Consider the following 20,345-nt stretch of genomic DNA (forward strand, 5'->3'; position numbering starts at 1 on the left):
TATGCGCAAGACGGCCGGAACAGCGACGTCACGGCGGTACGGGAGCGCCCGGGGCCCGGCTGCTCAGCCGCCCAGGAGGCCGCCGGTCAGGCCGCCGAGCACGCCGTCGACCGTGTCGCCGACGCCGTCGATCACACCGCCCACCAGGCCGTGGTCCTTGTCCCTCCCCTGGCCCGTGTCGTGGTGCCCGCCGGACTCGTGCCCGGGGTCGGCCGGGTGGGTGGTGGGATCCTCGGCGGGCGAGGTGGGCTCGGTGGTGTCCGGCTCGGACGCCGAGGGCGCCTCGGCACCCGGGTCGCTCGTGGGCGCGGTCGACGGGGTGCCGGCCGTGGGGGTGCCGGAGGGCTCGCGGGTGTGCGAGGTGTCGGCCCGGGAGGCGCCGTCGGCGTCCCGTACGAGCTTGGGCTTGGCGGAGGCGGTGGGGGCCGGCCCGGTGCCGCCGGGCCGGTCGGCGTCAGTGGACCGGCCCGGGCCGGTCGGCCGGTCGGAGCCCGTGGACCGGTCCGAGCCGCCGGGGCCGGCCTCGGGCGTCCCGTCCGGCTGGGAGCTGACGTCGGCGCGCGCCTGGACGGTCTTGTCGCTGCCGATCGACGAGTGGAGAGCGAGGGCGATGGTGCCCGCCACCCCCAGGGCGGCGGCCGCCTTGATCGTTGTGGCACGTGCCTGCTGCGCAGGGGTGGGGCGGCTGTGTCGGCCCATCTCGCTCGAGTCTCCCGGATGACATGTCCTCGCTACGGCGCACCAGTAAAGCTTGATCACGCCACCGGACACCGTTTCCGAGACGGAGTTGTTACACAGCGGGGCGATTCGTGGTGAGTTCTCCGCCCCTCATCCACCCACTCTCCTCCGGTCCTGGTCAGTCGGCCGGCCCTGGTCCTGGTCCGCGGGCAGGAACGCGTGCAGCCACTTCTCGGTGTGGGCGACGTGCGTGGCCGCCGCGCCCGCGGCGGCGGCCGGGTCGCGGCGGGCGAGGGCGTCCGCGATCGCCCGGTGGTCCTCGTCGCTGGCGCGCTTGATGCCGGGGCCCTCGGGGAGGGTGAACACCTGGTAGGCGCGGGAGCGGGCGCGGAACACCCCGAGCAGCGAGCCGAGGGTGGGATTGCCGCCCACGCGGGCGATCTCGGCGTGGAAGCGGTGGTCGAGTTCGGAGACCTCGGTCGGGTCCTCGGTGGCCTCCATGGCCTCGATGTACTCGAAGAGCCTGGCCAGCGTCTCGGGTGTCATCCGCGCGGCCGCTTGCGCGGCGGCGTGGGACTCCAGGACGCGCCGCAGCTCGAACATCTCCAGCAGCCCCTCCAGCGGCAGCAGGTCGACGGTCAGCGAAAGGCTGCCGACGATGTCCTCCGGACGCAGCTGGGAGACATAGGTGCCCGAGCCGTGGCGCGGCTCGATGACGCGCAGGGCCGCCAGCATGCGCACCGCCTCGCGGAGGGACCCGCGGGAGACCCCCAGTTCCTCGCACAGCTCGCTCTCGGGCGGGATGCGCTGCCCGGCGACCAGCCGGCCGGTGGCGATCATGTGCCGTAGGCCGTGGAAGGCCTTGTCGACTGCGGACATCGCTTCTCTTCCCCACTCCCCGTGACTCGGCGACGACGCCGTGTCTCAGGTTCTCACTCTATCGAGTCATCAGATCTCTCCCTCGAGGAAACCGTAAATCATTAGATGACTTATCGGAGCCGTACACCTATTGCCTTCATCGTGGCCGCTGTGTGAGGATCCGGGGCCAAGTCACCGACCAAGTCATCAGATCTCTTTCCAGCGAGTGTCTGATGTATCGGCCGATTCCTGGGAGATGTCCAGTCACGTGAGCGAGACCGACGTCAGCACAGCGCCGCGCCCCCTGCTTCTCGCCGACGGCCGCCCGGCGGCCCGGGCGTGGTCCCTGCACCCCGGCCAGCGCCACCTCAACCACGGGTCCTTCGGGGCGGTGCCGGTGGTGGCGCAGCGCGAACAGCAGCGGCTGCGCGAGGAGATGGACCGTTCGCCGGTGCTGTGGTTCGCGACGCTTCCGGAACGGGTGGCGGCGGCCCGGACCGCGCTCGCCGGGTTCCTGCGGGTGGCGCCCGAGGACTGTGCCCTGGTGCCGAACGCGAGCGGCGGGGCGAGTGTGGTGTACGCCAACCTGACGCTGCGGCCCGGCGCCGAGGTGCTGGTCACGGACCACGGGTACGGGGCGGTGACCATGGGGGCCGAGCGGCTGGCCCGGCGTCACGGCGCCACGGTCCGTACGGTCCATGTGCCGCTCGACGCGGACGAGGAGCGGGCCTGCGCGGCCGTGGTGGCCGCCCTGAGCGAGGCCACCGGGCTGATCGTGCTGGACCACATCACCTCGGCGACCGCCCGCCGCATGCCGGTACGGCGGATCGGCGCGGTGGCGCGGGAGCGCGGCATTCCGCTGCTGGTGGACGGGGCGCATGTGCCCGGCCTGCTCGCCGATCCGCTGGACGGGGTGGACTGCGACTTCTGGACCGGCAATCTGCACAAGTTCGGCTGTGCGCCGCGCGGCACCGCCGCCCTGGTCGCCCGGGGCCCGCTGCGCGATTCCCTCCGCCCCCTGATCGACTCGTGGGGCGCCGGCGAGCCCTTCCCCGACCGCTTCGACACCCAGGGGACGGTGGACGCCACCTCCTACCTGGCGGCGCCGACGGCCCTGGACTTCATCGAGGCCACCTGGGGCTGGGAGCGTGCCCGCGCCTACATGAGCGAACTGGCCGACTACGCGGAGCGTGTCATCGGCGAGGCCTTCGCCGAGGTCATGGGCGAGAGCGCGGCCGTGGACGTCGGCATGCCGGTGGGCCCGATGCGCCTGGTGCGGCTGCCGGCGGGGCTCGGCACCACCCGGCTGGAGGCCGACGCGCTGCGCGACCGGGTGGCGCGCGAGCTGGATGTGGAAGTGGCCTTCACCAGCTTCGGCGGGGTCGGCTACTTCCGTCTGTCGACGCATGTGTACAACACGGCCGCCGACTTCGAGTACTTCGCCGAGCACTGCGTGCCGAAGCTCGCCGAGTGGGCCCGCACCCCGGGCGGCGCGCCGTAGCGGCGCCCGGCACACCTCCGCGATCCGCCACGGCGCCATGGCGCGCGCCGACACCCATGGAAGAGGACAAGGATGAGAAGAAGGCAGGCAGTCATCGCCCTCGGCCTGGCCGCCACCACGGTCATGACGGCCCTGACGGGCTGTAGCGCCGGGGTGAGCGACGGCAAGGTCCACCTCAAGATGGTCGAGAGCCTGACCAACCCCAGCCGTACCGCGGTCCTGAAGAAGCTGATCGCGGACTTCGAGAAGAAGAACCCGAAGATCAAGGTCGATCTCATCTCTCCGCCGACCGATCAGGCGGACCAGAAGATCCAGCAGATGCTGCAGTCCGGCAGCGGGGTCGACGCGCTCGAGGTGCGGGACATCACCGCGGGTCCCTGGGCGACCAACGGCTGGCTCTACGACATGAGCAAGGACCTCAAGGGCTGGGCCGGCTGGAAGGACCTCACCGACAACGCGGCCAAGTACGCCAAGGACGCCAAGGGCCGGACGTACTACATCCCCTACGGCTTCTACGGGCTGAGCCTGTTCTACCGCACCGACCTGGTCAAGGAGGCGGGCTTCAAGAAGCCTCCGGCGAGCTGGGACGAACTGCTGAACCAGGCGAGCGCGATCCAGGACCCGGGCAAGCGCCAGTACGGTTACGCGTTCCGCGGCGGTACCAACGCCAACAGCAACGCGGTCGCGGTCATCGAGGCGTATGTGGCGGACCGGATCGACCGCGACAACGGGTTCAAGCTCACCAGCGGCAAGACCATCTTCTCGGCGCCCGAGGCGCTCGACGCCATGAAGACCTACCTCAAGCTGTTCAAGAAGGCGTCGCCACCCTCCTCGGTCGCCTGGGGCTACCCGGAGATGGTGGAGGGCTTCTCCAACGGCTCCACGGCCTTCCTGCTGCAGGACCCGGAGGTCATCGCCACGGTGCGGCAGTCGAAGTCCATCAAGGAGAGCCAGTGGACCACGGCTCCCCTGCTGGCCGGCCCCAGTGGCAAGGCCGTCCAGCCGGTGGCGACCGCGGGCTGGGGCATAGCCAAGGGCAGCAAGCACAAGGCGGAGGCGGTGAAGCTGGTCGAGTTCCTCTCGCAGGGGGACGCCTCGACCACCTTCACCAAGGAGAACAGCCTGGTGCCGATCCTCAAGGGAGCGGGCGAGGACCCGTTCTACCGGACCGGGCCGTGGGCGAGCTATGTGACGATGACCGAGAACCCGGACACGTACCTCACCGCGGTCCAGCCGCGTGACGCCTCCTGGTGGACCGAGTGGGTCCAGAAGTCCGACGCCGAGCTGCAGAAGCTGCTGCTGGGCAAGATGACGCCCGAGGAGCTGCTGGCCGGCTGGGACGCGTACTGGACGAAGAAGTGGAAGAGCCGGACGTGAGCCTGTCGACCTCCAAGGAGGCGGGGCGCCCCACCCGTCGGGGCGCCCGGCCCGCGCCCGTCAAGACGGCGGGCCCCCGCCCCCGCTCGCGCAAACCGGCGTTCACGGTCCGCCGGGGCCTGGCCATCGCCGGGTTCATGGCTCCGGCGGTGCTGTTCGTCGCGGTGTTCACCTACTACCCGATGGTCTCGGGAAGCCAGATGGCGTTCCGCAACTGGAATCTCAACGACCTCACCGACACCTCATGGGTGGGGATCAGGAACTTCCAGGCCATCTTCCGGGACCCGGTGTTCTACACCGTGCTCGACAACACCCTCATCTGGGTGGTCGCCTCCCTCGTCCCCCAGCTGGTGATCGGCTTCGCGATCGCCCTGTGGCTGCGCCGGCGCTTCCGTTTCCGGGGGCTCTACCAGGCGCTGGTCTTCTTCCCGTGGGCCATCTCGGGATTCCTCATCGGCATCCTGTTCCGCTGGATGTTCAACAGCGAGTTCGGCGTCGTCAACGACCTGCTGTCGAAGGCCGGGCTGATCGACGAGCCGGTCCCGTGGCTGGCGGAGCCGAAGACCGCGATGGCCGCCGTCGTCATCGCCAACATCTGGTACGGCGTCACCTTCTTCGCCATCATGATCCTGGCGGCCCTGCAGTCGATCCCCGACGAGCTGTACGAGGCGGCCGAACTCGACGGGGCGGGCAAGGTCCGCACGCTGTTCCAGGTCACCATTCCGTACATCCGCGCCACGCTGGCGCTGACCGTGCTGCTCCGGGTCATCTGGATCTTCAACTTCCCCGACATCATCTTCGGGATGACCGGTGGCGGACCGTCCAACGAGACGCACATCGTGACCACCTGGATGATCACCATCACCCAGCAGGGCGACTACGGGAAGGCCTCGGCGCTCGGGCTGGTCGTCGTCGCGCTGCTCATGGTGTTCTCCGTCTTCTACCTCATGGCCACCCGCGAGAAGAAGGGAGCGAGGTCGTGATACGCAAGGAGTCCACCGCGGGGCGGGTGACCCGCGTCGCCTTCCTGACGCTCTGGCTGGTCATCACGGTGTTCCCGCTGTACTGGATCACCATCACCTCGTTCAAGGCGCCCGGCGACATCTTCGCGTTCCCGATCGCCTACTGGCCGAAGAACTTCTCCCTGGAGAACTACAGCGGGCTGTTCGGCAAGGCACGGTTCGGCGACTACCTGAGCAACAGCCTGATCGTCGCGACCGTCGCGGGCACGGTGGCCACGGCCATCTCCGTGCTCTCGGCCTATGTGCTGGCGCGCTTCGAGTTCCGGAGCAAGTCGGCGCTGCTGATGGCCGCCCTGGTCACCCAGATGATTCCGTCCTTCATCGCGCTGGGGCCGCTGTACATGATGATGACCCAGCTGAATCTGGTCGACAACCGGCTCGGGCTCATCCTGGTGTACATCGCGGTGTGCATTCCGTTCAGCACCGTGATGCTCCGCGGGTTCTTCGAGAACATCCCGGACGCGCTGGAGGAAGCGGCGATGATCGACGGGTGTTCGCGCTTCGGGGCGCTCTTCCGGGTGCTGCTGCCCGTGATGAAGCCCGGCATCGTGGCCGCGTTCATCTTCAACTTCGTGAACTGCTGGAACGAGCTGTTCCTGTCGGTCACCCTGATGAACAGCGACGCCAATAAGACCATCCCCACGGCGCTGAACGGCTTCATCTCCAGCTTCAACATCGACTGGGGCTCGATGTCGGCGGCGGCCGTGCTCACCATCGTGCCGACCATGGTGCTGTTCGCCTTCGCCAGCCGCCATATCGTCCAGGGGCTGACCTCGGGCGCGGTGAAGGGGTAGGCGAAGGGGTGGCCGCCGGGCGCGGCCGGCGGCCGTCAGTCCTTCCGTACCCGCGCGCGCGGGGCCCGGCGGGTGCGGGTCCAGGTCAGCAGCTGGCGGGCCGTCCAGGTGTTGACGACCCGCGCCCGGGGCACGCCGCACTCCTCGGCCCGGGCGCACCCGTTGATCTGCCAGTCGAGCTGCCCCGGGGCGTGGGCGTCGGTGTCGATCGAGAAGAAGACGCCCGCCTGGACGGCCTGGCGCAGCAGCCGGCGCGGCGGGTCGAGGCGCTCCGGCCGGCAGTTGATCTCCACGGCGGTGCCGGCGGCGGCACAGGCGCCGAACACCTCCTCGGCGTCGAACCGGGACTCCGGGCGGCGCCCGCCGACCAGCCGCCCGGTGCAGTGCCCCAACACGTCGACCAGCGGGTTGCCGACCGCCGCGACCATCCGGCGGGTCATGGGGCGGGGGTCCATCCGCAGCTTGGAGTGGACGGAGGCCACCACCACGTCCAGCCGGTCCAGCAGTTCCGGCTCCTGGTCCAGGGAGCCGTCGAGGAGGATGTCCACCTCGATGCCGGTGAGCAGCCGGAAGGGGGCGAGCCGTCCGTTCAGCTCCTCGACCACCTCCAGCTGTGCGCGCAGCCGGTCGGCGGACAGGCCGCGGGCCACGGTCAGCCGGGGCGAGTGGTCGGTCAGCACGGCCCAGTCGTGGCCCAGGCGGGCGGCGGTGCGGGCCATCAGCTCGATCGGCGAGCCCCCGTCCGACCAGTCCGAGTGCAGATGGCAGTCGCCGCGCAGGGCGGCCCGCAGCGCGGCTCCGGGCCGCTCGTCCGGGCGGGTCCCCCCGTCCTGTTCCGCCTCCAGCTTCTCCAGATAGCCGGGCACCTGTCCGACCAGCGCCTCCCGGACCACCCGGGAGGTCGTGGGGCCCAGCCCCTTGAGCGACTCGAGGGTGCCCGTGGCCGCCCGTCGCGCCACGTCCTCGGCGGGCAGCCCGGCCAGCACCTCGGCGGCCGTGCGGAAGGCGCGCACCCGGTACGTCGGGGCCTGGGCGCGCTCCAGGAGGAACGCGATCCGGTCCAGCGCCTCCATGGGGTCCATGGTGTGTCCTGCCTTTCCGACGGATCCGGGTCCGAGGCTCCGCGAGCCCCTCTCCAGGGTCGCCGCTCCCCGCTTCCCGTGCCCGCGGCGGGGCTCCCTTCAAAGGTTCATCAAGGCGTCCGAAGGTTCATCAGGGCGTCGACGCGGCCAGGGCGTGGCTGATCCGGCGGGTCGCGTCGTACAGCTCCCGGTACAGGGGGTAGCGGTCGTCGTAGACCGGGCGCCAGGCCTCGTCCGGCTCGACGGTCGCGGTGATCGGGTTCCAGCCGCCGGTGTCCACGCCGAGGGCCCGCGCCGCGAGGGCGGCGTCTCCCAGGGAGGCGCCGATCGTCTCGGCGGGGATCTGCTGCGGCAGGCCGGTCGCGGCGGAGACGATGGCCGTCCACAGGCCACGGGCGCCGCCGCCCACCGCGACCAGCCGGTCGATGCGGGCCCCGGCGTCGGCGAACGCCTCGAGGTTGTGGCGCACGCCGAAGGCGGTGGCCTCCAGGGCCGCCCGGTACAGCTCCGCCCGCCCGTGGCCCAGAGTCAGGCCGATGACGGTGCCGCGCGCTCGCGGATCGAACAGCGGGGTGCGCTCCCCGGCGAAGTACGGCAACATCAGCAGGCCCCGCGAGCCGGGCGGCACCCGTTCGGCCTCGGCCAGCAGGGTGGCGAAGTCCGAGCCGGTGAGCTCCCGCAGCCAGTCGGTGAGGCTGCCGGAGGTGGCCATGCCCGCCGCGAGGCAGTAACTGCCCGGGCTCACTCCGGTGGTGCCCCACAGGGCGGGGTGGCGCATCGGGCGCTCGCCCATGACGGTGAGGAACATCGTCGAGCCGTACATCACCATGGTGTCGCCGGGTGACAGCGCGTCCACGCTGGCGGCCTCCGCCCAGGCGTCGATGGTGCCGGCGAGCACCGGCAGCCCCGCGGGCAGGCCGGTGGCCGCGGCGGCGGCCCGGTGCACGGTGCCCACCACCTCCCCGGGCCAGGCCAGGGCCGGGAGCTCAAGGGTCTGTCGTCAAAGGGGGCGTCCGGCCGCGAGCGGCGTCTGGTGCGGTGCCTCGCAAGGCGGAGCGGCGCCCTCGTACTGGGCGTACTTGGGCGATGCGACAACGCAGCGAGGGGCCGTGCCAGGCGTCGGGAGCAGGGCGCCCCCTTTGACGACAGACCCTAGTACTGCAACGGTGTTTGCCGTGACTGATGGTTAGGTTGGTCGTTGGTGTGGTTGTGGGTGGGGACCTTGCTGATGTCAGGCTGTGGGCGCGTGAACTGGATGCTGTGCATGAGCGGTTCGTGCACCGTTTCAGCAGGTCGGAGCCGCGCGAGTCGGCACTGGCTTATATGCGGGGTCTGATCGCTCCGTTGCAGCGGAAGAACGGCTGGACGCTGGCGGAGGAAGCCGGCCATGCGGGCCCGGACCGCATCCAGCGGATGCTGAACCGGATCGAGTGGGACGCCGATGAGGTGCTCGACGACGTGCGCCAGTACGTGGTCGACAACCTCGGCGACCCCGACGCCGTCCTGGTCGTGGACGACACAGGCTTTCTGAAGAAAGGTGTCCGTTCGGCAGGGGTACAGCGGCAGTACTCCGGCACCGCCGGGCGGACGGAGAACTGTCAGGTCGGCGTCTTCCTCGCCTATGCAACCGGCCGCGGGCGGACGCTGATCGACCGGCGTCTGTATCTGCCCACCTCCTGGACCGACGACCGCGACAGGTGCCGCCGGGCCGGCATCGACGACGAGGTCGGCTTCGAGACGAAAGTGGCCATGGCCAAGGCGATGGTCCGCCGCGCCATCACGGACAGGATCCCGTTTCGGTGGGTGACCGCGGACGCCGCCTACGGGTTCAGCAAAGGCTGGCGCTCGGAGCTGGAGCGGGCGGACGTCTTCCACGTCATGGCCACCACCCGGCACGACACCGTGGTCACCCGCTGGGCGATCGACCACCCCGTCCACGACCTCTTCAACGGCCTCGCCCGGCAGAAATGGAAGCGACGTTCCTGCGGCAGCGGGGCTCACGGCCTGCGGATCTACGACTGGGCGCGCGTCGAAGTGCGGCCCTGGCACCGGCCCGACCGCCGCCACTGGGTGATCGCCCGCCGCAGCGTCGCCCGCCCGCAGGAGATCTCCTACTACATCGCCTACTGCCCCGCCCAGACCACGCTCGACGACCTGATCCGCATCGCCGGCAGCCGATGGGCCATCGAGGAATGCTTCCAAAGCGCCAAACAGGAATGCGGCCTGGACGACTACCAGGTCCGCCGCTACCCCGGCTGGCACCGCCACATGACCCTGGCCATGGCCGCCCACGCCTGCCTGACCGTCCTGCGGGCCCGCGAGCTGGATGCCGGGAAAGCAGAAACGGATCCTCCCAGCTCATCCACCTCAGCCTCGCCGAGATACGACGGCTGATCACCCGCCTCACCGACCGTCGGCCCACACCCGTCGAGCACATCCTGCACTGGTCGACCTGGCGCCGAAGACGACAGCACCAGGCCCGCACCAGCCACTACAAAAGACGCGGACACAGCCCCTGACCTGGCTATCAGTCACGACAAGCACCGTTGCAGTACTAGGCCGGGGGCCACCTGCTGGGCCCAGGTGTCACTCCAGCGGCGGGCGTCGAGGTCGTAGAGCGGGTCGCACTGGCTGGCGGAGTGGTGGTCCAGCACGTACTCCCCCGTCAGCCGGTGCACCAGCAGGCTGGAGGCCATGAAGAAGCGGCGGGTCGCACGCCACACGTCCGGCTCGTGGCGGGCCAGCCAGCGCAGCTTCGGGCCGACCGCCTGACTGGTGAGGGGGGAGCCGCCGCGCGCGAGGATCTCCGCCGCGCCGAGTTCGGCGGTCAGCTCCGCGATCTCGGTGGTGGCGCGGGTGTCGATGCCGTACAGGATGGCGGGGCGCAGCGGGCGGCCGGCGGCGTCGGCGGGCAGCAGGCACGGTCCGATGCCGGAGGTGCCGACCGCGGCCACCGCGCCGGGGTCCACGCCGTCGGTGTCCAGCAGTTCCCGGACGATGCCGGTGAAGTCGGCCCACCACACGGTCTCGGCGTCGTGTTCGAACCGGCCGGGCGCGGGGGTGGCGGTGCGGTGTGGGCGCGCGGCGCGGGCGAGCACCCGGCCGTCGGCGCGGACGGCCACCCCTTTGGAGGATCCGGTGCCGATGTCGACACCGAGGAACACCGATTCGCTCATCGCCCCCTCGTTCGTCGTGCGTACTCGTCCGGTTGCCCGGCGTCAGGTACATGGCGTCAGGTGCATACGGTAGCCGCCGCCCGCGCGGGGGCGGGCGGGCCGATCCGGGAGATTCCGGAGCAATGGGGCGGCAAAGGAACGGGTGTCCGCGAGCCGAGCCGGTTTACCCCCCGATGCCCCGGGCAGGCGGATACTCGTGCTTCGGACCGGAGGCACGCCTCGCGGGAGCGGTGTGGCCGCTCAGGGCGTGACCTGGTCCCGAGCCTCCCGCGGAGCAGCGCCGACGGCCCCCAAGAGACCGGCATTCCCATCCGCAGGAGGTGCGTTTCCGTGACGACCGCAGTGCAGCCCAAGACTCGCCCGTCGGCCCACCCGCACGACGACGCGCCCGACACGTCCGCCGAGTTCGAGAGGATCGCGGAACTCCCGGACGGACCGGAGAAGGACGCGCTGAGGCAGCGGGTGGTCGAGGCCTGGATGCCGATGGCCGAGCGGCTGGCCGGCCAGTACCGCAACCGTGGCGAGGCCTTGGAGGACCTGCGGCAGGTCGCCGCCCTCGGCCTGGTGAAGGCCGTCAACCGCTACGACCCGGCGCGCGGCTCGGCCTTCGAGAGCTTCGCGGTGCCCACCATCGTCGGTGAGATCAAGCGCCACTTCCGCGACCACCTGTGGGGGCTGCACGTCCCCCGCCGGGTCCAGGAGCTGCGCAACCGGGTGCGGGCCGCCCACCGCGAGCTGTCCCACTCGCTGGACGACCGCGCGCCCGACGTCCAGGAGATCGCCGAGCGCACCGGCCTGTGCGAGGAGGACGTACGCGTCGGCATGGAGGCCCTGGACAGCTTCACCCCGCTCTCGCTGGACGCCCAGCTGCCCGGCGCCGACGACGGCTACGCCCTGATGGACACCCTCGGCGAGCGGGAGCCCGCCTACGACCGGGTCGTGGACCGGGAGGCCGTGCGGACGAGGCTGGTGCGGCTCCCCGAGCGGGAGCGGCGGATCCTGTACATGCGTTTCTTCTGCGACATGACCCAGAGCCGCATCGCCGAGCAGCTGGGCATCTCCCAGATGCATGTCTCCCGCCTGATCAACCGGACCTGTTCGAACGTGTGCGAGCAGGTCATGGCCGAGGCGAGCTGAACACGCCGCCCGGCACCCGACGCGGCCGCGCTCCCGCGGCCGGGTGAGAGGATCCTGGCGCCCGGCCTGCCCCGGCCGGGCGCCAGGATCACCTTGTGCGTGCGGTCAGTGGGTCTGCACCCACCAGGTCATCAGGGCGATGACCGCGGTGCCGCACGCGTACGAGGCGCCGCGCACGAAATTCGCCGCCGCCATTCGGCCGTAGCGCCGCCAGCGCCCGGTGGAGCGGCGGGGGGCCGGGGGACGATTCTCCATAGACAGCATGTGGAGCCCCTTTCGTGAGCGTGCGAACACTGACGGGTCCACGCCGGGAGCCCCTCAGCGCCGACCGTCGCCGGGCTGCTGACCACGGGCTCCTTCGCGCTACGGCAACCATACAAGATTGTGATCTTGTGAAATCCGCAGGACGCGCCGGGAAATCGCTCAGCTCACACGGTTCGCCGCGACCGTCCGGGTCGTGGTGTTCCAGCCGGAGCCCCACCGGTCACCGGATGGGCGTCCACCAGCAGGGCCGGTGTCCGGCCGGCTCAGCCGTGCCAGCGCAGCACCGCGCCGAGGCCGCCCGCCGGCCCGGCCATGCCCTCCGGAACCACCAGCACCTCGGTGTCCGCCGCCGCGGCCGCGCGCACCAGCGCGTCGTCCGCGCGCGCCGGCTCGGGCGCCGCGACCCCCAGCGCGCGCACCTGGGCCCGCTGCACGGCCACCTGGTCCACACCGGGGCCGATCCACACCTCCCGGCGGGCGTCCGCCCCCGTCTGCCCCAGCAGAAGGGTGGCCGCCTGGTGACTGCGCACCGCCTCCACCACCGCCGGCATCCCCTCCGCCGCGCCACCGGGCGCGGAACCGTCGTGGGCGCCGCCCACCCCCGGCTCACCCGGGCGGCCCCGGGCGGCGCGGAAGAGATCCAGGACTTCCTCCAGATGGGAGCGCGCGTACTCCTCGCGGGCGCGTTCGATCTCCGCCTCCAGCAGCGCCCGGGCGCTGCTGGAGGCCCTGCTGCCGTGCTGTGCCTCCACCGCACGGGCGCGCAGCGGCTCGGGCAGCCGCTCGTGCACCGCCCGGCGCTCGCGCGGCTCACCGGCCAGGACCAGCAGGCGCGCGTCGCTCTCCGGCCACCGCCGCGCGAGCTCGCCGGCGACCAGGTCGGCGGTCTGGTCCCAGGTGTTCTCGACCCGGTTCCGGTAGTGCCACTCGTGCCGGTCGGCGGGTACGGAGCGGTGGCCGCGCCCCTGGGGCGGGCCGCCCCTCGCCCGGCCGGCGGGGCGCGGACCGGCGTCGTCGAGCAGTTCCAGATCGGCTCCGGAGCGGTCGACACGGGCCACCAGGCAGGGGGGGCACTCGCCGCGCAGGGATGCCAGCGGCGCCACCCGGGGAAGCATCGACCAGGAGGTGACCACATCCGGCGGGGAGGCGGCCAGCGGGAGGTCGAGGACCACCTCCCCGTCCGCCGCGAACAGCGCGCGCCCCGCGGACGGCCTGCCCGTCGGCTCGCGGGCCAGCCGCTCGACCAGCGCGTCGCGCGTGGCGGCGTCGGCGCCCTGCCGGGCGAGCTGGTCGGACACGAACCGCTCCCGCAGCCTGCGCCGCCTGGGCGCGTCCTCGGTCGCACGCGAGGTGTCCAGGTAGACACAGGCCCACGGACCGGGGCGATCGAACAGCGGCTTCAGGAATCCAACGTCCATGACCTCCCCCATCCCGGGGAAACGCACGAGAGCCGGGGCGCACCCGGAGGAATCCGGAGCCCCCGCCCCGTTCCTGCCCCCAGGATCCCTCCACCGCTTCCCGAACGCCAGGCACGCCGGGCCGCGCCACCGGCGGCACGGCCCACCTAGACTTGACGATGTGACTCGCTCCAACGAGGAGGTCGAGGCGCTGCTGCGGGAGTACGCGGATCTCCTCCTGATCACCGGCGGGGACGCGTTCAAGGCGCGCGCCTACGAGAAGGCCGCCCGCGCGATCGCCGGGTATCCGCGCGATGTCTCGCGGCTCGACGCGAAGGGCCTGCGCGAGATCCCCGGAGTGGGCAAGTCGATCGCCGACAAGGTCGTGGAGTATCTGCGCACCGGCAGCGTGCCCGCCGTCGAGGAGGCGCGCGCCGCGATCCCGGCCGGGGTGCGGCAGCTGACCGCCATCCCGGCGCTCGGGCCGAAGAAGGCCATGATGCTGTACGAGGAGTTGCACATCGCGTCCATCGACGAGCTCTCCGACGCGATCCACGACCACAAGCTGCGCGACCTCAAGGGCTTCGGCCCGAAGACGGAGGAGAACATCCTCCACGGCATCGCCCTCATGCAGGCCGCCGGCGACCGGTTCCCGCTCAACGTGGCCATGAGCGTGGCCGACGACATCGTGGCCGAGCTGTGCCGGGTGGCCGGCTGCGAGGCCTGCGAGTACGCGGGGTCGCTGCGGCGGATGAAGGAGACCGTCGGCGACATCGACATCCTGGTGGCGGCGGACGAATCGGCCCCGTTCATGGAGGCGTTCGCCCACCTCCCGTACACCGCCGAGGTCATCGCCCGCGGCGAGAAGAAGACCTCGATCCGCACCACCAAGGGGCTGCAGGTGGACCTGCGGGTGCTGCCCCTGGACTCCTGGGGCGCGGGGCTGCAGTACTTCACCGGCTCCAAGGCGCACAACATCCGCGTCCGCGCCATCGCGATGCGCCACGGCCTGAAGCTCTCCGAGTACGGGCTCTTCGACGCCAAAAGCGGCAGGAAGATCGCCTCGCGCAGCGAGGAGGACGTGTACGCCAGGCTCGGCATGGACTGGATCCCACCGACGCTGCGGGAGGACCGCGGCGAGATCGAGGCCGCCCTGAACGGGCGGCTCCCGCGGCTGGTGGCGGAGTCCGACCTGCGCGGCGACCTGCACACCCATACGAACCTCACCGACGGCCTCGAACCGCTGGAGGAGATGATCGAGGCGGCCCGGCGGCGCGGCTACGCGTACTACGCGGTCACCGACCACGCGCCGAAGCTGTACATGCAGCAGATGACCGACGAGAAGATCCTCGCCCAGCGGGCACGGATCCGGGACCTGGACCGGGCGTGGGGGCGCGGCGGGATGCGGCTGCTGCACGGCGTGGAGCTCAACATCGACGTCGACGGGGACGTGGACTGGCCCGACGACTTCCTCGAGGACTTCGACCTGTGCGTGGCCTCGGTGCACACCCAATTCGGCCAGTCGCGGGAGGAGATGACCCGGCGGCTGCTGCGGGCCTGCGAGAACCCGAACGTCAACATCATCGGCCATCCGACGACCCGGCTGATCGGGAAGCGGCCGGGCATCGACGCCGACCTCGACGCGGTGTTCGCCGCCTGCGCCCGCACCGGCACCGCGCTGGAGATCAACGCGCACCCCGACCGGCTGGACCTGTCGGACGAGAACATCCTGCGCGCCAGGGAACACGGCGCGAGGTTCGCGGTCGACAGCGACGCGCACTCCACGCTCGACGTCGCCGCGCTGCGCTACGGGGTGGGGACGGCCCAGCGCGGCTGGCTGACCCCCGACGACGTGATCAATACCTGGCCGCTGACCCGGCTGAGGCGTTTTCTGCGCAAGGACGGGCACGGCTGAACGTATGCCCGTTTCACACCCTGAACAGCCCAAGAGCCCGGAACAGCCCGAACACCCCGAGCACCCCGAGCACCCCGCGCGTTCAGCGCCCGGCGCGGGGGACCTCGCCGACCTCGACGAGCGGGTGAGCGGCTGCCGCGCCTGCCCGCGCCTGGTGCGGTGGCGCGAGGAGGCCGCCCGTACCAAGCGCCCGGCCTATCGCGAGTGGGACTACTGGGCCCGCCCCGTGCCCGGCTTCGGACCGGACGGCGCGGCGCTGGCGATCGTCGGTCTGGCCCCGGCCGCGCACGGCGGAAACCGCACCGGCCGGATGTTCACCGGCGACCGCGCCGGGGACTTCCTGTTCGCGGCGCTGCACGACGTCGGCCTGGCCAGCCGGCCCACCTCGACCCACCGGGGCGACGGCCTGGAGCTGCGCGGGGTCAGGGTCACCGCGCCCGTGCACTGCGCCCCGCCGGCCAACCGGCCCACGACCGAGGAGCGCGACACCTGCCGCCCCTGGCTGGTCCAGGAACTGCGGCTGCTGCGCCCGACGTTGCGCTCGGTGGTGGTGCTGGGCTCGTTCGGCTGGCAGGCGGCGCTGCCCGCGCTGGCCTCCGCCGGCTGGGAGGTGCCCCGCCCGCGCCCGCCGTTCGGCCACGGGGCGCGGGCCACCTTGCGGGCCGCCGGCGCCGGTGCGCCGCTGCGGCTGTTCGGCTGCTACCACGTCAGCCAGCAGAACACCTTCACCGGGCGGCTGACCCCGGCGATGCTGCGGGACGTGCTCCACGCGGCGGCGGAGGCGGCCGGGCTGTAGGGGGTCTCCGCACGGGGAAGGACGGGCCGCCGGCGCGGTGGGGCGCCGGCGGCCCGGTGGGGGGGGTGGTACGAGGTCCCGGGCGCTGGGGCAGTGGGCGACCGGGACCTCGGTCAGGGGTTGCTGGCGCCGATGACGGCGCCCGTGGCCTCGAGCGCGGTGCTCACCGGCTGGAAGAACGTCTCGCCGCCCTGCGTACAGTCGCCGCTGCCACCGGAGGTCAGCCCCACGGCCGCGTCCTCGGCGAACATGGCGCCGCCGCTGTCGCCGGGCTCGGCGCACACATCGGTCTGGATCAGGCCGTTGACGATGTCACCGTTGCCGTAGTTCACCGTGGCGTCGAGGCCGGTGACGGTGCCGTCGGTGACACCCGTCGTGCTGCCGGAGCGCTGCACCGCGAGACCCACGCTCGCCTCCGCGACCCGGGTGATCTCCTGCGTGGTGCCGTCCTGCAGATCCACCGTGCTGGGCGCCTGGGTGTTCGGGTCGTCGTACGTCACCAGGGCGAAGTCGCTCACCGGGAACCGGGACTCGGCGGTGGTGCCGACCTGCTGGGCACCGGCCTGGTCGGTGGCCCACGTCTCCGCGATGTTTCCGCAGTGGCCGGCGGTGAGGAAGGCGGGGGCGCCGTCGACCGTGACATTGAAACCCAGCGAGCAGCGGGCGCCACCGCCGAAAATGGCGTCGCCGCCGTCCAGGGCACCGGCCTGCTCTCCGGCACCACCCGCGCCCTGACCGTCGCCCGCGCCTTGGCCATCGCCCGCACCTTGGCCATCGCCCGCACCCTGACCATCGCCCGCACCCTGACCGTCGCCTGCGCCCTGCCCGGCTCCCTCGTCGGCGCCGCCCTGGCCCGCGCCCTGCCCGGCCCCGTCGTCCGCACCACCCTGGCCCGCGCCGCCGTCGGCCCCGGGCCGTGTCTCGTCGGTGCCGTCGAACTTCCTGAACTCCCCGTTGGTGCGCTGCACGGTGGCCTTGCCGGCCATGCCGTCGACGGCCTTGGTCAGGGTGGCCCATTTCGTGCCGGTCACCGTTCTGTCGGCGGTGACCCGGACCGTGTTGGTCTTCGGGTCGATCGACCAGGCCGTGCCGGGGATCGATGCGGTGTCGCTCAGCGTCTTGGTGGTGGCCTTCAGCTCGGCCATGCTGTTCTCGACGATCTTGGCCACGGCGCCCTTGGCCCGCGCGTCGTTCGCCGCGTCCTCGTTCAGGACGTTCATCACCAGCCGCCTGGTGTCGCCCTCGTAGTACCACCCGGCCGCGTTGTCGCCGAGGTCCGACGCGAGGGCCGTCGCGAGCTTCACGGCTGACCGCGACGAGAACGTCTTGGCCTCGGCCGACTTGTCCGGGCTCGCGTTCGCGTGGGGAAGCAGGATCGCCGCTCCCGCGAGGGCGGCCGCGGCGGCGCCGGCTATGACGGCGGTCCGCTTGTTCACACGTCGGTGGCTCAACTCACTGACCTCCAGTAGGGGTGCGCCGGGGTGCGGGAGGAGTGTCCGTCGTTCTCCTCCACGTCCCGCGCGGTGGTCACCCGGTCATACGGAAGTCCCGGTTCAGTGTTTTCAGGGCCACTCAAGCTGTGATGAAACCCGTACGCGGGCCGCCGGGGATGAGTAAGCTCCGCCGGTTCGGCCCGCGCCCTCGCGCCCCAGGCCCCCTCAGCCCTCCTCCCCCGCGGCCGCGGCCTGCGCGCGCAGCTCCCACACCTGCCCGAGCGCCATCTCGGCCGACGGCCCGGCCGGGGCGCCGTCGGTGGTCTCGAAGTGGTCGACGTAGTCGCCGATGAACTCCTGCCACCGGTGGTTGACCGGGTCCCGGTCGAGCGCGGTCATCGCGGCGGTGAAGTCCTCGCAGTCCACGAGGTGGAACAGATGGCGTCCGCTGCGCCAGATCCGCCAGTTGGTGATGCCGGCCCGGCCCAGCGCCTCCAACAGGTCGGCCGGAACCGTGGCGTGCACCTCCTCGTATCCGGCCTCCCGGCCCTCCTTGAGCACCGAGTGCAACGCGACGCGCATGGCCATCCCTGTCTCCTTCTCGGATCCTGCCGGACATCGGGTAATGCCGGACATCGGGTGTGCCGAACTTGGGGTGTTGCCGCACTTGGGGTGTGCCGGGCCTCAGGCCCGGACGACCCGGAGGCCGGCCTCGGTGAAGCGGGCGACGAGCTCATCGGGGGCGCCGGTGTCGGTGACCAGCACGTCGATCTCGTCGATCGCGCAGATGCGGGCGAACGCCCGGTGGCCCAGCTTGGTGCTGTCGGCCACGACCACCACCCGCTCGGCACGCCGGGCCATCAGATGGTTGATGCTCGCCTCGCCCTCGTGGTGGGCGGTGGCGCCCCGGGTGAGGTCCAGCGCGTCCACGCCGATGACGGCCAGGTCGAGGGAGACCTGGTCGAGCACCCCGGTGGCCAGCGGGCCCATCAGCTCGAAGGACTGCGGGCGGGCCACCCCGCCGGTGAGCACGATCTTGATCTGGGGGCGCACCACCAGCTCACTGGCGATGTTCAGCGCGTTGGTCACGACGGTGACGGCGGGCGCGCCGCCCTCGGCGGCCAGGTCCGTGCGGGTGGCGATGGCGCGGGCCGCCTCGGTGGTGGTGGTGCCGCCGTTGAGGCCGACGATCGAGTCGGAATCGACCATGCGGGCGACGGCGGCGCCGATCCGCTGCTTCTCGGACGCGCGCCGGGCGGTCCTGTAGCGCAGCGGAAGGTCGTAGGACACGTTGTGCGCGACCGCGCCGCCGCGGGTGCGGGTGAGCATCTGCTGCCGCGCGAGTTCGTCGAGGTCGCGGCGGATCGTGGCGGTGGACACGGCGAGTTCGGCCGCCGCCTGTTCGAGCTCCACCCTGCCGTCCCGGGCCAGCAGCTCCAGCAGGGCGTTCCAGCGTTCGGGCCGTTTCACGCCGTCTCCCTCACCCCGCGTCGTCTCTCGACCGGCGCGGCTCACCTTATCGCGCCTGACAGCAGCGCTGGACTTCTCTGCAAAATCGTGCGCATTATCGGCTCGAACGATGCACATTGCATCACGCCACCTCATGTTTCACGCAGGACGAGGGGAGCCACATGAGCTACACCGAGGCCGAGATCGCCAGTCAGCCCGACTGCTGGCGCCGCGCCGCGGAGCTGGGGCGGGAGCCGGACGGGCCGGTGCGCGCGGCCCTGCCGCGGGAGGGTGAGCGGGTGGCCGTCGTCGGCTGCGGCACCTCCTGGTTCATCGCCCAGTCGTACGCGGCGCTGCGCGAATCGTCGGGCCAGGGGGAGACGGACGCGTTCGCCGCCTCGGAGATGCCGTCGGGCCGCCGCTACGACCGCGTGCTGGCGCTGTGTCGGTCCGGCACCACGACCGAGGTGCTCGAACTCCTCGGCCGGCTGCGCGGCACCGCGCCGACCACGGTGGTCACCGCCGTGCCCGGCTCCCCCGTCACCGAGGTGGCCGACTCGGTGGTGCTGCTGGACTTCGCCGACGAGGAGTCGGTGGTGCAGACCCGCTTCGCGACCACCGAACTGGTCCTGCTCCGGGCCCATCTGGGCGCATCACCGGCCGGTCTCGAGGCGGACGGGCGCGCCGCGCTGGCCGCACCGGTGGACGAGGGCCTGCTGGACGCCGAGCAGTTCACCTTCCTCGGGCGGGGCTGGACGTACGGGGTGGCACAGGAGGCCGCGCTCAAGATGCGCGAGGCCGCGGGGGCGTGGACCGAGGCCTATCCGGTAATGGAGTTCCGGCACGGCCCGATCAGCGTCACCGGCCCCCGGAGCGTGGTGTGGTGGCTCGGCGAGGGCCCCTCCGGCCTGGAGGAGGAGATCGCGGCCACCGGCGGACGCCTGGTCGGGGACGGGCGCGACCCGCTGGCCGAGCTGGTGTCGGTGCAGCGGCTCGCCGTCGCGATCGCCGAGGCGCGTGGCCTCGACCCGGACCGGCCCCGGCACCTGACCCGCTCGGTGATCCTCGGCTGACCGCGCGGCAGAGGACCACCAGGCACCGGGGCAAGAGATCCTCGGGGCCCCAGACCAACGGGCACCAGACGAACGGGCGAAAGCCCAACGGGCAACAGCCCACGGGCAACAGACGAACGGGCGGAAACCCAAGGGACAGCGGAAAGGAGCCGGGCTGCACGGCTCCTCGGGGGTGCCGGAGGCGGATCTGACCCGGGCGGTCGAGGCGGGCCTGACGAAGGTGAACATCGCCACCCACCTCAACGTCGCGTACACGCGGGCGATCCGCGACCATCTGGCGGCCCACCCCGAGGCCGTGGACCCGCGCCGGTATATCGCGGCGGCCCGCGAGGCGGTGGCGCGCGAAGTGGCCCGTCTGCTCCCGCTGCTGCGGGCCGTGGCCCCTGACGCACC

19 protein-coding genes and 1 pseudogene are annotated in these 20,345 nt (G+C 71.9%); 10 read left to right on the top strand and 10 right to left on the bottom strand.

Annotated elements, in window-relative coordinates; all coding sequences use genetic code 11:
- Positions 1-63: 63 nt before the first annotated feature.
- Together BBH68_RS41650 and BBH68_RS32635 are read right to left on the bottom strand one after the other, a co-directional pair.
- Positions 64-699 carry a prolipoprotein diacylglyceryl transferase gene (locus BBH68_RS41650; protein ID WP_065967375.1) on the bottom strand — a complete coding sequence of 212 codons (636 nt, stop codon included), beginning with the start codon at positions 697-699 and terminating at the stop codon, positions 64-66.
- Positions 700-828: 129 nt separating this feature from the next.
- Positions 829-1,557, bottom strand: coding sequence for a FadR/GntR family transcriptional regulator (locus BBH68_RS32635; RefSeq protein ID WP_065967376.1), 729 nt, complete (start codon positions 1,555-1,557; stop codon positions 829-831).
- 247 nt (positions 1,558-1,804) lie between these two features.
- Here BBH68_RS32635 and BBH68_RS32640 point away from each other — a divergent pair, with 247 nt between their 5' ends.
- The 4 genes from BBH68_RS32640 to BBH68_RS32655 all read left to right on the top strand — a co-directional run bounded on the left by BBH68_RS32640 (position 1,805) and on the right by BBH68_RS32655 (position 6,230).
- Positions 1,805-3,037: an aminotransferase class V-fold PLP-dependent enzyme gene (locus BBH68_RS32640; protein WP_065967377.1), complete on the top strand. Its 1,233-nt coding sequence runs from the start codon at positions 1,805-1,807 to the stop codon at positions 3,035-3,037.
- A gap of 72 nt (positions 3,038-3,109) precedes the next feature.
- Positions 3,110-4,414: an ABC transporter substrate-binding protein gene (locus BBH68_RS32645; protein WP_065967378.1), complete on the top strand. Its 1,305-nt coding sequence runs from the start codon at positions 3,110-3,112 to the stop codon at positions 4,412-4,414.
- Positions 4,411-5,397 carry a carbohydrate ABC transporter permease gene (locus BBH68_RS32650; RefSeq protein WP_104531471.1) on the top strand — a complete coding sequence of 329 codons (987 nt, stop codon included), beginning with the start codon at positions 4,411-4,413 and terminating at the stop codon, positions 5,395-5,397. Before BBH68_RS32645 ends, BBH68_RS32650 begins: the two co-directional genes overlap by 4 nt.
- On the top strand, positions 5,394-6,230 hold the full coding sequence (locus BBH68_RS32655) for a carbohydrate ABC transporter permease (protein ID WP_065967379.1): 837 nt from the start codon (positions 5,394-5,396) through the stop codon (positions 6,228-6,230). Before BBH68_RS32650 ends, BBH68_RS32655 begins: the two co-directional genes overlap by 4 nt.
- A gap of 35 nt (positions 6,231-6,265) precedes the next feature.
- Here BBH68_RS32655 and BBH68_RS32660 read toward each other — a convergent pair whose 3' ends face one another.
- Both BBH68_RS32660 and BBH68_RS32665 read right to left on the bottom strand, forming a co-directional pair.
- Complete coding sequence (locus BBH68_RS32660; protein ID WP_065967380.1) at positions 6,266-7,312, bottom strand: PHP domain-containing protein; 1,047 nt, start codon at positions 7,310-7,312, stop codon at positions 6,266-6,268.
- Positions 7,313-7,442: 130 nt separating this feature from the next.
- Positions 7,443-8,267, bottom strand: coding sequence for an FGGY-family carbohydrate kinase (locus tag BBH68_RS32665; RefSeq protein WP_245738419.1), 825 nt, complete (start codon positions 8,265-8,267; stop codon positions 7,443-7,445).
- Positions 8,268-8,521: 254 nt separating this feature from the next.
- Between BBH68_RS32665 and BBH68_RS32670 the strand changes: the two genes are divergently transcribed.
- On the top strand, positions 8,522-9,706 hold the full coding sequence (locus tag BBH68_RS32670) for an IS701 family transposase (RefSeq protein ID WP_065967381.1): 1,185 nt from the start codon (positions 8,522-8,524) through the stop codon (positions 9,704-9,706).
- Positions 9,707-9,843: 137 nt separating this feature from the next.
- Here BBH68_RS32670 and BBH68_RS32675 read toward each other — a convergent pair whose 3' ends face one another.
- Entirely contained in the window at positions 9,844-10,488 is a 645-nt protein-coding gene (locus BBH68_RS32675; protein WP_245738420.1) for an FGGY family carbohydrate kinase, read from the bottom strand.
- Positions 10,489-10,818: 330 nt separating this feature from the next.
- Between BBH68_RS32675 and BBH68_RS32680 the strand changes: the two genes are divergently transcribed.
- Positions 10,819-11,625, top strand: a complete 807-nt coding sequence (locus BBH68_RS32680; RefSeq protein ID WP_065967382.1) for a SigB/SigF/SigG family RNA polymerase sigma factor — start codon at positions 10,819-10,821, stop codon at positions 11,623-11,625.
- A gap of 105 nt (positions 11,626-11,730) precedes the next feature.
- On the opposite strand, the gene BBH68_RS42345 is transcribed toward BBH68_RS32680, so the two are convergent.
- Entirely contained in the window at positions 11,731-11,889 is a 159-nt protein-coding gene (locus BBH68_RS42345) for a hypothetical protein (protein ID WP_170066619.1), read from the bottom strand.
- Between the two features lie 263 nt (positions 11,890-12,152).
- Complete coding sequence (locus BBH68_RS32685; RefSeq protein WP_065967383.1) at positions 12,153-13,307, bottom strand: baeRF2 domain-containing protein; 1,155 nt, start codon at positions 13,305-13,307, stop codon at positions 12,153-12,155.
- A gap of 160 nt (positions 13,308-13,467) precedes the next feature.
- On the opposite strand from BBH68_RS32685, the gene polX reads away from it, so the two are divergent.
- On the top strand, positions 13,468-15,201 hold the full coding sequence (polX, locus tag BBH68_RS32690; RefSeq protein WP_065967384.1) for a DNA polymerase/3'-5' exonuclease PolX: 1,734 nt from the start codon (positions 13,468-13,470) through the stop codon (positions 15,199-15,201).
- A 4-nt stretch (positions 15,202-15,205) separates the two neighbouring features.
- The gene (locus BBH68_RS32695; protein ID WP_079151349.1) at positions 15,206-15,997 is read left to right on the top strand and encodes a uracil-DNA glycosylase; all 792 of its coding nucleotides are present in this window, start codon (positions 15,206-15,208) and stop codon (positions 15,995-15,997) included.
- Positions 15,998-16,110: 113 nt separating this feature from the next.
- Here the strand turns inward: BBH68_RS32695 and BBH68_RS32700 are convergent, their stop codons facing one another.
- The 3 genes from BBH68_RS32700 to BBH68_RS32710 form a co-directional block, all read right to left on the bottom strand.
- The gene (locus BBH68_RS32700) at positions 16,111-17,433 is read right to left on the bottom strand and encodes a S1 family peptidase (RefSeq protein ID WP_107501273.1); all 1,323 of its coding nucleotides are present in this window, start codon (positions 17,431-17,433) and stop codon (positions 16,111-16,113) included.
- A 222-nt stretch (positions 17,434-17,655) separates the two neighbouring features.
- Positions 17,656-18,018 (bottom strand): L-rhamnose mutarotase, encoded by a 363-nt coding sequence (locus tag BBH68_RS32705; RefSeq protein ID WP_245738421.1) that lies wholly within the window; start codon positions 18,016-18,018, stop codon positions 17,656-17,658.
- A gap of 96 nt (positions 18,019-18,114) precedes the next feature.
- The gene (locus BBH68_RS32710; RefSeq protein WP_065967386.1) at positions 18,115-18,900 is read right to left on the bottom strand and encodes a DeoR/GlpR family DNA-binding transcription regulator; all 786 of its coding nucleotides are present in this window, start codon (positions 18,898-18,900) and stop codon (positions 18,115-18,117) included.
- Between the two features lie 161 nt (positions 18,901-19,061).
- Between BBH68_RS32710 and BBH68_RS32715 the strand changes: the two genes are divergently transcribed.
- Together BBH68_RS32715 and BBH68_RS40015 are read left to right on the top strand one after the other, a co-directional pair.
- On the top strand, positions 19,062-19,952 hold the full coding sequence (locus tag BBH68_RS32715; protein WP_065967387.1) for an SIS domain-containing protein: 891 nt from the start codon (positions 19,062-19,064) through the stop codon (positions 19,950-19,952).
- 154 nt (positions 19,953-20,106) lie between these two features.
- A pseudogene (locus tag BBH68_RS40015) lies at positions 20,107-20,328 on the top strand (class II fructose-bisphosphate aldolase); the annotation flags it as partial.
- Positions 20,329-20,345 lie beyond the last annotated feature (17 nt).

The organism is Streptomyces sparsogenes (genome assembly GCF_001704635.1).
Lineage (GTDB): Bacteria > Actinomycetota > Actinomycetes > Streptomycetales > Streptomycetaceae > Streptomyces > Streptomyces sparsogenes.

Excerpts from the sequence above, each read along its gene's own strand:
- BBH68_RS32715 (WP_065967387.1), top strand. The coding sequence starts at position 19,062 with ATGAGCTACACCGAGGCCGAGATCGCCAGTCAGCCCGACTGCTGGCGC.
- BBH68_RS32685 (WP_065967383.1), bottom strand. The coding sequence starts at position 13,307 with ATGGACGTTGGATTCCTGAAGCCGCTGTTCGATCGCCCCGGTCCGTGG.
- BBH68_RS32675 (WP_245738420.1), bottom strand. The coding sequence starts at position 10,488 with ATGAGCGAATCGGTGTTCCTCGGTGTCGACATCGGCACCGGATCCTCC.
- BBH68_RS41650 (WP_065967375.1), bottom strand. The coding sequence starts at position 699 with ATGGGCCGACACAGCCGCCCCACCCCTGCGCAGCAGGCACGTGCCACA.
- BBH68_RS32660 (WP_065967380.1), bottom strand. The coding sequence starts at position 7,312 with ATGGACCCCATGGAGGCGCTGGACCGGATCGCGTTCCTCCTGGAGCGC.
- BBH68_RS42345 (WP_170066619.1), bottom strand. The coding sequence starts at position 11,889 with ATGCTGTCTATGGAGAATCGTCCCCCGGCCCCCCGCCGCTCCACCGGG.
- BBH68_RS32695 (WP_079151349.1), top strand. The coding sequence starts at position 15,206 with ATGCCCGTTTCACACCCTGAACAGCCCAAGAGCCCGGAACAGCCCGAA.
- BBH68_RS32635 (WP_065967376.1), bottom strand. The coding sequence starts at position 1,557 with ATGTCCGCAGTCGACAAGGCCTTCCACGGCCTACGGCACATGATCGCC.
- BBH68_RS32705 (WP_245738421.1), bottom strand. The coding sequence starts at position 18,018 with ATGGCCATGCGCGTCGCGTTGCACTCGGTGCTCAAGGAGGGCCGGGAG.
- BBH68_RS32645 (WP_065967378.1), top strand. The coding sequence starts at position 3,110 with ATGAGAAGAAGGCAGGCAGTCATCGCCCTCGGCCTGGCCGCCACCACG.